Genomic DNA, 12,900 nt, shown 5'->3' with positions numbered 1-12,900 from the left:
TCTTAACGCCGCAGGCATATTGTAATGGACACTGCCGCCGTCTATTTTATCCAGCAGCCACAACCTTTGCTGGGCAAAAGATAAAGGCAAAGCCTGCTCCCGGGAAACCGCAGTTAACGGCGGACGCATACCACCTGAGTGCTCACCGGACAATAAAGCCGCCAGATCCATTAACCTCGGCTGCTCAAAGACCTTCCGCAGCGCCAGTGTGACCTCAAAAGCTTCACCAATACGGGCCACCAGTTTAGTAACCAGCAGGGAGTGCCCACCCAGATCAAAGAAGTTGTCTGAAATACCAACCCGCTCAAGCCCCAGCACCTCCTGCCAGATCCGGCATAAGGTTTTTTCTGTTTCAGTGCGCGGCGCAATATACTCGCCGCCTAATACATCCCCTTCCGGCGCCGGCAGCGCCTTACGGTCAACCGTGCCGTTGGCCGTCAACGGAAAAGACTCCAACACCACAAAGGCCGAAGGCACCATATAATCCGGCAGCCCCGCCCGCATATGCTCGGCAAGCGCCGCCAGCGAGCAGCTTTGCCCTGGTTCGAATAATAAATATCCCACCAACCGTTTGTGCTGCCCCTCGTCCTGCCGCGCTAACACTAGCGCCGCTTTTACCGCTTCCAGTGCCAGCAATCTGCCTTCGACTTCTTTTACCTCAACCCTGAAGCCACGGATTTTTACCTGCTCATCATCCCTGCCGACAAAATGTAGACTGCCGTCCGCCCGCCGCACCGCCTGATCGCCGGTGCGGTATAAACCTTGCCCCACTTCCTCTGTAAAAGGATGTGCCAAAAACTTCTCTGCCGTTAACCCCGCACGTCCGGCATAACCTAATGCCAGTCCTTTACCGCCAACGCACAATTCCCCTGCAACACCATAAGGCTGCAATTGTTGTTGCTCGTTAAGTACATACAACCCGGTATTGGCCAGCGGCTGCCCCACTGGCACCGTGTCCACATCCGCTAACACCAGCTCCGTGGCACGGCAGTAACTGGCATCTATCACCGATTCTGTCTGCCCGTAAAGGTTAAAACATTCTGTATTTTCCCCGATAACCCTTTTTAAACGCCGCAGATCCCGTCCGTACCAGGCCTCACAGCCCACTGAAATATACGCCATCGCATCCAGCTTTTGCCCGCTTTCAAGCAAATGATCCGTCAAAGCGCGGATCACCGCCGGAACAAAGTCGCCATAGGTGATCTCCCGGCTTTGGATCATCTGATACAGCTTATCCGGCGAAAGCAGTACCTCTTTCGGGCAAATTTCCAGCCGTCCGCCGCAGCCGAGAGCTTTCATCATATCGCCAAGCAGGATATCGACTGACAGTCCCGCCATTTGTAATACCACAGGCGGGCGCTTTTCCAAGTCAAACACCCGGTTCCAGCCATCCTGGCGCACAAGCATCGCCTGATGCTGCACCATGATCCCCTTAGGTTGCCCGGTAGAGCCCGAGGTATAGATAACATACGCCAGATGACGGGGCGCCAGTCCCAGCGAAGATACCGGCAGGTTATCCGTCGCCATCTTCGTCAGCGCCTCCTGCAGTGCACCATCGTCCAGGCACAACACCTGTCCGCAACAGTCAGGTAGTTGCTCCCGAACACTGTGCTGCGTCAGCACTAACGTGACGCCACTGTCGCTGAGCATATGCCTCAGCCGCGTTTGCGGGTAGCTGGGATCTAAAGGCACATAAGCGCCGCCAGCCTTGAGGATGGCCAAAATGGCAATCACCATGTCCACTGAACGTTCGACGCTAAGTCCCACTAAGGTATCCGGCTTCACCCCTTGTGCTTTCAGGTAATGGGCCAGCTGGTTGGCGCGGCGGTTCAACGTCTCATAACTGAGACTTGTCTCTTCACAGATCAGGGCGGTTTTCTTTGGATGGGTATCGACCTGACGTTCAAATAATTCATGCAGACACAGCTCCGAGCGGTACTTAGCTGCGGTATCGTTCCAGGTATCCAGTAACTGCTCACGCTCCTGTGGCGTCACTAATTCATGGGCATAAACATCCAATTCAGGGGACGTTAAAAGGGAGGACAACAAAACCTCAAAATGTCCCGCCATACGTTCGATGGTTTGAGCCTCAAACAAATCAGTATTATATTCCCAGGCTAGTATCAGGCCGTCTGCTGCTTCTGAGATATTCAGGGTCAGATCAAATTGGGCGATCCCCGGCCCCTGTTTTTGAACTTCAGAAAGCTCAAGTCCCGGCAGCGATAAATGACCCGTTTCATTGTTTTGCAGGGCAATCATCACCTGGAATAACGGGCTGTGGCTCAAGCTACGCTCGGGTTGCAAGCGTTCGACGATTTGTTCAAACGGCACTTGCTGATGGGCATAAGCGTCAAGCAGCATGTTTTTACTTTGTTCTAACAGCGCATGAAAACTCGGGTTATCAGATAAGTTACTCCGCAGCACCAGAGTATTGACGAAGAAACCGATCAAACCGGCTACTTCCACCTGCTCCCGGTTTGCCACTGGCGTGCCGACAACGATATCCTGCTCATTGCTGTAGCGGGCTAATAACACAGAAAAAACGGCATGCAATCCCATAAACAACGTGGCGCCTCGTTCTTGGCACATGGCCATCAAGCGCTGGTGTGTCGCTTGTTCTATCCTTGAGACATAGAGATTACCGGCAAAGCTTTGCACCGCCGGTCTGGGGTGATCTAGCGGCAGGCTGTGCAGCACCGGCAAGTCAGCAAGCTGTTTTTTCCAGTAAGCCAGCTGTTCATTCAGCACAGCTCCCTGCAAGTAGTTGCGCTGCCAGTGGGCATAATCGCCGTACTGGATCGCCAGCGGCGGCAGAGGGTTGTCCTGCCCTTGGGCATAGGCCGTATATAAACGGCTAAATTCATTGACTAAGATCTCCCGGGACCAGCCATCGGAAGCGATATGATGCATGGTCACTAGCAAGATATGCTCTTTAGCTGAAATTTTCAGCAGCTGCGCCCGCAACATCAAATCCCGTGTCAGATCAAACCGTTTCCCAGCTTCCGTTGAAACGGCTTCGGCTATTCGGGTCTGTAGCGCTTGCTGCGAAAGGGCGGACAGATCCGTCAGCGCCACCTCAAAGCTGTCTAACTCACGGATCAGTTGTATCGGTTCACCATCGTCGCCGGCAACAAAATAGGTGCGCAGGCTTTCATGACGTAACAGGATAGTGGTAATCGCCTGTTGCAGAGCGTCCTCATTGAGGGTACCGGTCAGTTTTAACGCCGCCGGCATATTATAATGGGCGCTGCCACCGTCGATTTGATCTAACAACCATAGCCTTTGTTGGGCAAAAGACAGGGGCAACGCCTGAGTCCGGGAAACCTGTATCAAAGGCGGATGATTCTTCCCCTGCTTTTGAGCTGATATAAATTCTGCCAGGCTCGCCAGAACAGGCTGTTTAAAAATATCCCGCAATTTAATTTTCACATCGAATGACTCGCTAACCCGAGCCACCAACTTAGTGGCCAGCAGTGAGTGCCCTCCCAATTCAAAAAAGTTGTCCGTGAGGGCAATCCGTTCAAGCCCCAGCAGCTCTTGCCAGATAACGCTTAAGGCTTTTTCTCCTTCGGTTTGCGGGGCGCTGAAGCCGTCGTCTGACATTTCATTGCTCGGCTCAGGTAAAGCATTGCGATCAAACTTGCCGTTGGCGGTTAAGGGGAAAGACTCCAGTACCACAAAATCCGAAGGCACCATATATTCAGGTAAAAGTTTACCTACATGCTGGCGCACTGCTTCAATCAGGCCACTCTTATCGCTTTCGGCATCTTCGGCAAGCAGGTAGCCCACCAGGTGCTTCCCCTTTTCCCCTGCGTCACGGGCAAGTACGACGGCTTCCTTGACACGGCTAAAATCTGCCAAGACATGTTCTATTTCAGCCGGCTCGATGCGAAAGCCCCGGATTTTCACCTGATGATCGGTACGGCCGATAAATTCAAGACGGCCATCTGCCAAGCGACGCACCAAATCTCCGGTGCGGTACAGACGCTGGCAACTATTGTTGTCTTGTTCATTAAAATAAGGGTTGGTGATAAATTTTTCAGCCGTCAGCTTATCCTGGTTCAGATAACCCCGAGCCAACCCGATACCACCAATACATAGTTCACCCGGCACGCCACCTGGCGCTAAGGTATTTTCATTCAGGATCAATGCCCGAACATTACCCAGCGGATATCCAATATGGGGCAAGTCGCCGGATATCGGCGTCCAATGGGTGTTAACGCTACATTCTGTTGGACCGTATACATTCACCGCCTTGCGTTGATACTGCTGTTGCCAGTCACATAGTCTGGCCCATAACTGGGGAGAAATAGCTTCGCCGCCAATGATTAAGTTAGGTAAAGTACTCTCTAGACCCAAATCAAACCAGGCTTCCACCATTAACGGAGTACAGTCGAGAACACCGCACTGTCCAAAGGTTCTCCCTATAGTTTGTGACTCCTGATCGGCATATCTGGGTAAAATACGCAACGGCACACCCGACATCAACTGGGATAGACCCTTAACCGAAGAATCAAAGGCATAAGAAGCGTTTAACCCCCAACAAGCACCTTCCGGCACTATATCCATCCTCTGTATTTCTGCGGCAAGATTGACAATTCCCTGATGCTCGATCAAGACCCCTTTAGCTTGTCCGGTCGAGCCTGAAGTATAAATGACATAGGCTAGATGAGAAGCAGTTAGTCCCAGCGAAGATACAGGCAGGTTATCTTCCGACATATTTACAAGCTCGGTTTGCACTGACTCTTTATCCAGACATAGGGCGTGCGCAGCCAATGAAGGCAAGTCAGCCAAGACCCGCTCTTGGGTCAATACGGTATCCACACCGCTATCCTTAAGCATATAAAGTAGGCGTGATTCAGGATAGCTCGGATCAAACGGCACATAAGCACCCCCAGCTTTGAGGATCGCCAATATACCGATAACCATATCCATAGAGCGATCGACACAAAGACCAACTAAGGTATCCGGTTTCACCCCTTGCAGCTTAAGGTGATGGGCGAGTTGGTTGGCACGGCGGTTAAGCTCGCCATAATTCAGACTACCCTCTTGCGTTATCAGGGCGATTTTATTTGGCTGCGACGCAGCTTGTGCTTCAAATAATTCATGAATGCACAGCTGTGGAACAACACTCGATACCCTGTCTTTGCCAGCATTGAGGAGCAGACGGCGCTCTTGTCCGGTGACCAGTTCATGGGCGAAAACGTCCTTCTCCGGCGACTGCACCATGGCGAGCAATAAAGTTTCAAAATGACCGGCCATCTGCTTTATGGTCTCTATATCAAAGAGATCGATATTAAAGCCCCATTTAAGTTGCAGCCCCTGCTCACTTTCAATCACATTTAAAGTTAAATCAAACTTGGCGGTACCTACCCCTTGATCTTCCATAGCCGATAAGGTTAATCCGGGTAGGGACAGACTGCCTCCATCATTGTTTTGTAAGGCCAGCATTACCTGGAATAAAGGCATATGACTCAGATTACGCTCCGGCTGTAGTCTCTCTACTAAAAGCTCAAAAGGCACTTGTTGGTGAGCATAAGCATCCAGCAACATCTGTTTACTTTGCGCCAGCAGCTCCCGAAAGCCCGGATTGCCAGACGTGTCACTGCGCAGTACCAGGGTATTAACAAAGAAGCCGATCAAATCTGCTACTTCCAACTGCTCCCGATTGGCTACTGGCGTGCCTACCACTATGTCATTTTCATTGCTGTACCGTGACAAAAGCACGGAAAATGAGGCATGCAGCCCCATAAATAAGGTTGCGCCCTGGGCCTGGCATAATTGCATTAATTTTCTCAGGCAGGCTTTATCCACACTAGAGTAATGCACATTGCCGGCAAAACTCTGCCTCGCAGCTCTGGGGCGATCAAGCGGCAGATTATGGACCACAGGCAAGCCCGCTAACCGGTCTTGCCAAAAAGCCAACTGTTCATCCAGTCTAGGTCCCTGCAGATAGTTACGTTGCCAGTGGGCGTAATCGCCATACTGGATGGCAAGTGGTATTAGGGGATTATCTTCTCCCTGTACATAAGCACGATATAAACGGCTAAACTCATTCACTAATATACCCATAGACCAGCCGTCTGAGGCAATATGATGCATAGTTACCAGCACAATATGCTCCCGAGAAGAAAGCTTAAGCAACTGCGCCCGCAGCATAAGTTCCTGGCTTAGATCAAAAGTTCGTGAAGCTTCAGCAGAAACCGCAACAGCAAGTTGTACTTGCTGCTCCCCTGCCGTAAAAGTGGATAAATCGGTTACTGGTACATGGAAAGTAAAATTCTCCTGAATCTCTTGCCGCGGATCGCCATCTCCCATTGAAATAAAACGAGTGCGCAAGCTTTCATGGCGCTGGACCACAGTGAAAAAAGCCCGCTCCAGCGCCTGAACATTTAATTTACCCTCCAGCCTCAGAGCACCCGACATATTATAATGGGCACTTCCGCCGTCGATCCGGTCCAGTAACCATAACCTTTGCTGTGCATAAGACAGGGGTAAAGCAAGCTCTCGGCAAACAGGTGTTAGTTGCAGCCGATTTGGATCGCGCTCATAACCGGATAAAACAGCTGCAAGCTCAGCCAATATGGGTCGGCTGATAACCTCACGCAACGGCAATGAGATATCAAAAGTTTCATTAATTCTGGCCACCAGTTTAGTCGCTAATAAGGAATGGCCGCCTAACTGGAAAAAGTTATCCATAATTCCGACTCGTTCCACCTCCAGCACTTGCTGCCAAATGCTGCATAACGCCCGTTCCGTATCCGATTTAGGGGCTACATACTCCGCCCTGGATAATCCAATATCTGGCTCCGGCAGTGCCTTAGCATTGACTTTACCATTCGCTGTCAACGGCAAAGCTTCCAGTATCATATACGCCGACGGCACCATGTACTCCGGTAAAGCCTGACGAATATGCCCCTTAACATCCTCTATCAAGGCCCCTGTTTCCCTTTCACTGTCGTCAACCACTAGATAAGCGACCAGCTGGCTGTTGTTTTCTCCATTGTCCCGAGCCAACACTAGGGCTTCCTGAATGTCACTATGAGTTGCTAGAGCATGCTCTATTTCACCCAGCTCTATACGAAAGCCCCGTACCTTCACCTGGTGATCTATTCGTCCCAAATATTCAAGCTCACCTCCCTCCTGTCGGCGCGCCAGATCGCCGGTGCGGTAAAAGCGTTTCACACCCTGTCCCGGTAAACACACAAAACGCTCAGCACTCAACTCTTCCCGATTTAAGTAACCCCGGCTAACCCCGTGGCCGCTGACATACATTTCACCACCAATACCGTCCGGTACCAGCACTTGTTTTTCATTCAACAACAGAATATCCAGATCTGCCAGTGGCTTACCTATCAGGCTCGCACCCCGACCTTGCGTCAGATCTTGTTCCCGAATACGTCGATAGGTAACATGCACTGTGGTTTCGGTGATCCCATACATATTGACCAACTCTGGGGTGTTATCGCCATGGCGCGCCACCCAAGGTTTAAGCTGAGTGAAATTCAGGGCTTCCCCGCCAAAAACCACATAGCGCAGCGCCAGTGGTTCATCCCGACGGCTGTCTTCGGCAATCAACAGGTTAAAGGCGCTCGGGGTCTGGTTTAAGACCGTCACTTTTTCCTGCACCAACAACTGGTAGAAATCTCCGCTCGAGCGCGATACCCAGTAAGGCACTATCACTAAACGTCCGCCATAGGCCAACGCTCCCCAAATCTCCCACACCGAGAAGTCAAAGGCGTAGGAATGGAACAGGGTCCAGACATCAGCTTCACTAAAGTCAAAATGCGCTTGTGAGGTGCCTAGTAGGCGGGTCACATTGTTATGCTGTACCAGCACCCCTTTAGGTTGCCCGGTAGAGCCTGAGGTATAAATAACATAAGCCAGATGATGGGACGCAAGGCCCAGCGAAGATACTGACAGGTTCTGCACCGACATGTCCGACAACTGTGCCTGTACGGCTTCGTCATCCAGACACAGGGCCTTATCCGCCAACACCGGTAATTGCGCCAGCACCGCTTGTGAAGTCAGCACGGTTTGCACACCGCTGTCTTCAAGCATATACGTCAGGCGGGACTGTGGATTGGCTGGGTCAAGCGGTACATAGGCCCCGCCTGCCTTGAGAATAGCCAACATACCGACCACCGTCTCCAGCGAGCGCTCAACGCAAAGTCCCACTAAAGTATCCGGCTTCACTCCCTGTGCTGTCAGGTAGCGAGCCAATTGGTTGGCGCGGCGGTTTAACTCGCCATAACTAAGACGGCTTGCTTCATATACTAGGGCTATTTTCTCCGGGTGGCGCGCTGCCTGCTCTTCAAATAATTCATGCAGGCAGCTCCTTGACGGGGTTAAGCACTCAATATCCTGACTGCTTTCAAGCAGCTGTTCACGCTCCCGGCTGGTCACCAATTCATGACTGAACACATCTCGCTCAGGTGACTGCAACAGGGCGCTCAGCAACACCTCAAAGTGCTCCGCCATACGCACTATCGTCTCGTCTTTAAAGACAGCCGTATTAAACTCCCAATAGAGCCCGAGGCCACCGGCCTCCTCTGCCATATTCAGGGTCAGATCGAACTTCGCGGTTTGTCCGCCGCCTTCCACCATCGACAACTCTAATCCCGGCAACGATAAGCTGCCCTGATCATTGTTTTGCAGCGATAGCATCACCTGAAACAGCGGGCTGTGACTCAGGCTGCGCTCGGGCTGCAAACGGTCAACGATTTGTTCAAACGGCACCTGCTGATGGTCATAGGCATCGAGCAAACAGCGCTTGCTCTGCCCCAGTAAATCATGAAAACTTGGACTGCCCGATAAATCGCTGCGCAGCACCAGCGTATTGACAAAAAAGCCTATTAGCTCGGCAATTTCTGATTGCTCCCGATTCGCCACCGGCGTGCCGACCACGATATCCTGCTCGTTACTATAGCGGGATAATAAAACCGAAAACGCAGCATGCAGCCCCATAAACAAGGTGGCGCCATGGGATTGACACAAGGCCGTCAAACGCGCGACATCGTTTTTATCAAGACTGCTGGCATGAACATCACCGGTAAAGCTTTGCACCATAGGTCTGGCATAATCCAACGGCAGGCTATGCACCACAGGCAAGTACGACAGCTGATTTTGCCAGTAGTCCAACTGCTGCTCTAGCACGTCGCCTTGCAGCCATTGGCGCTGCCAGTAAGCATAGTCGCCATACTGAATGGCCAAGGGAGCCAGAGACGCTTCTTCTCCCTGAACATAAGCGCGATACAGCTGGCTAAACTCATTCACCAATATGCCCATGGACCAGCCATCTGAAGCGATATGGTGCATGGTCACCAGCAAAATATGCTCTAGATCGGAGACTTTTAGCAGTCGCATCCGAAGCATTAAATCCTGGCTCAGGTCAAAAGCGCTGACCGCCTCTTTAGCGATCACTTCAGCAATTTCAGCCTCGCGGATCCCTGTCGTTAGTGTCGATAGGTCCGTAAACGGGATATCAAAAGTGTCCGCTTCTTGGAGCACCTGGATTGGCTCGCCGTCATCGCCGCCAATAAAACATGTACGTAGGCTTTCATGACGCACCACGATAGCGCTAAAGGCCTGCTTCAAGGCGTCTTGGTTGAGGGTGCCAGTCAGTTTTAACGCCGCCGGCATATTGTAATGGGTGCTGCCGCCGTCGATTTTATCCAGCAGCCATAGCCTTTGCTGTGCATAAGACAGGGGTAAGGCTTGCTCTCGGGACACCGGCAGAAGTGGCGGACCTTGCAGTCCCCGGTCACAGCTGTCGATAAAGGCCGCCAGCGCTGCCAGCTTAGGCTGGTTGAAAATCTCCCGCAGCGGCAAAGTCACCTCAAAGGCTTCGCCGCAGCGGGCCACCAGTTTGGTGACCAGCAAGGAATGTCCCCCTAACTCAAAAAAGTTGTCCTGGATACCAACCCGTTCAAGCAACAGTATTTCCTGCCAGATCCGGCATAAGGTTTTTTCGGTCACGGTTTGCGGTGCAACATACGCACCGCTTAAGGAGCTTGCTTCAGGCTCTGGTAGAGCATTACGGTCGATCTTGCCATTAGCGGTTAACGGCAAATGCTCTAGCAACACAAAGGCGCTGGGCACCATATAGTCAGGTAAGGTTTTACGCGCATGCTGACGCGCTTCTTCGATTAACCGCGCTTCATGACTATCTGCACCCGTGGCAACCAGATAGCCTACCAAGCGCTTGTCATTTCCTCCCGCTTCGCGGGCGAGCACCACGGCTTCTTTAATCCCATCGCACTCTTCTAGGACATGTTCAATTTCCCCCAGCTCAATGCGATATCCCCTCACCTTTACCTGATGGTCAATACGACCCAAGTACTCCAGCTCACCGCTGGGCAGCCAACGCACAAGGTCCCCTGTTCGATACAAACGTTTACTGCTGTTACTGCCCAAACCGTCATAAAATGGATTGGTAACAAACTTTTCATCATTCAGTTCTGGCCGGTTCAGATAACCCCGAGTTAATCCCGCTCCGCCTATGTATAGTTCCCCACTCACCCCTTTTGGGGCTAGCTGACCTGATTGCGTTAACACATAAAGCTGGGTATTGGCTATTCCGGTGCCTATGCTCGCCCGCCCCTTAGCTGTTCGCAATTTATAGGTGGAATAGGTGGTATCTTCTGATGGCCCGTATAGGTCATACACAGAGCTAAAACCAGCCTGATATAGGCTGTCAACCAAGTCTTGCTTTAATGCTTCTCCCGCCAGATTTATCGTTTTTAATTTTACTGGCAGCTTTTTCCCAGAAAGTAAAACCTTAGCCGCCGAAGGCACCGTGTTGACTAAAGTAACCTTGTCTAGGGCATCTGTCTCAAAGAAGTTAAGAATATCCTTAACTATCAAAACCGAACCTCCGGCGGCCAGAGGTGCAAATATTTCAAAAATCGACAGATCGAAGCACATGGAAGTTGAAGCCAGCACGCACCCTAAGGTTTCTCGGCTATAAAAATCCAACGCCCAGGCCAACAGAGCTGCAGTGTTTCTGTGCTCGACCATAACCCCCTTGGGTTTCCCGGTAGAGCCTGAGGTATATATCACATACGCCAGATGCTCAGCACATAATCCCACAGATGATACCGACAGATTATCCGACGGCATGGCCGTTAATCTTATTGCTAGCTGTGCATCATCCAGACACAGGGCCCAACTCTCAAGAAACGGTAAGCTGTCCAGCACCTGGCTTTGTGTCAACACAATATCTACACCGCTGTCACTGAGCATATAGGTCAACCGGGATTCAGGATAGTCAGGATCTAAAGGCAGATAAGCGCCGCCAGCCTTGAGGATGGCCAGAATAGCGACCACCATATCCAAAGAGCGTTCGACACACACCCCTACTAAGGTCTCGGGCTTCACCCCCTGTACTTTCAGATAATGGGCTAGCTGGTTGGCACGACGGTTTAAATCGTCATAGGTTAAAGAAGCGCCATTGCAAAGCACAGCCTCCTGCTCGGGGTGGAGTGACACTCTGGCTTCAAAAAACTCATGAATGCACAAACAACTGAGGGAACTTTCCGTTTGGTAGTGGTTTTCGGTTAACAGCAATGCCTTCTCTGCTGGCGTCAAGATATCAACATCTGATAAAAGGGTATCTGGGCAGCTAAGGAAAGATTGTAATAAAAGTAAAATACGCTCGGATAATACCTGAATTTCCTGCTCTACAAAACACGCCAACGAATACTCGAACTGAAGCTCAACCTGTTCCGCTCCACCATCCCATAATGTAATAGCCAACGGTGTTTTGTGATGGTTATGGCTGACATAATTCAATTCGCCCTGGTATGAATCAAAGAATAAGTCTCTGTAATCCAGCTGCAAGAAATTAAACATAATTTCATAAATGGCATTGCCATGTGCCGTTATTCCTAAATCACGGCTTATATGGCTGATAGGATACTTTTGATGCCTGAAATCAGATTTTTGTTGACTGGCAATTTTGCTGACCAAGTCACGAAAAGTTTGCCCCGGTTCAACCTCCACGCTAAATGGATTTACTCCGGTAAACACACCTATCATTTTTTTCTCAGCAAAGTTTCCCCGGTTATGTGCCGGAATACCAAAACACAGACTTGATGCTGAATATGCTGAAAAAAAATATTTGCTCAAAACGCCCAAAAAAATATGAGAGATACTTACTTTGAACTCTTGTGAAAGACCTTTAATTTGCCGGTAAAAATCTCTGGAAAGAGGCAATTCAAAACGACGGCTGGGACAAGCGCGGGAATGAGCAAATTCACTGGCGTAGTTGGCCCGAATTATACTGCTATTATCCTGATGATACCGAGTCTGCCAGTAAGCTCTATCTTTGAGATATCGCTGGCTTTTTAGATACTTTGCATCTTTGAGCAGGACAGTGTTTAAAGCTAGGGGCGTTATAGTCGTATCTTCATCGCCGCTACACTGATTGTATAAACGGGATATTTCTTTGGCCCAGTTGGAGAAACCCCAACCATCCATGATGAGATGATGTGCAAAACCAACATACCAATATTGATCTTCTTCAACTTTAACCAGCCAAGTTTTAAACAGGGAAGTATCAATAAAGGGTAAAGGGGATTCAAAAACTTGTTGAAGCCAGCTTTTCGCTTTCGCTAAAGCATCAACGTGCACTGAAAAATCGATAAAGACCAAGTCGGTCTCGCGTTCGTCACTGATATATTGATAAACCTCATCAGCGTCATAATTTACTCTAATACCGAAAGCGTCGTTGCCATTAATTACTTTTTCATGAGCCCAGTTGATCTTTTCAAGATCCAGCTTACGGCATTTTATATAGCCGCCAATATTATAAACTGGAGAATTTTCATTTCTAAGCTGGTCCCAAAAGATATCTGACTGGGGTAATGATAAAGGAAGCCTTGTCCGTGGTTTATTCAT

The 12,900-nt window shown here is 50.3% G+C and carries 1 protein-coding gene (running past one end of the window); it reads right to left on the bottom strand.

Annotated elements, in window-relative coordinates; genetic code table 11:
- A protein-coding gene (locus tag CTT31_RS00615; RefSeq protein ID WP_260491765.1) for a non-ribosomal peptide synthetase crosses the window boundary here: on the bottom strand, positions 1 to 12,900 show its 5' portion. It extends 3,147 nt beyond the left edge of the window; only the first 12,900 of its 16,047 coding nucleotides appear in the window; the start codon lies at positions 12,898 to 12,900; its stop codon lies beyond the left edge, outside the window.

The sequence above is a fragment of the Pseudoalteromonas maricaloris genome (assembly GCF_024746855.1).
GTDB classification, from domain to species: domain Bacteria; phylum Pseudomonadota; class Gammaproteobacteria; order Enterobacterales; family Alteromonadaceae; genus Pseudoalteromonas; species Pseudoalteromonas maricaloris.
This window is presented reverse-complemented; position numbering and strand designations above follow the sequence as displayed.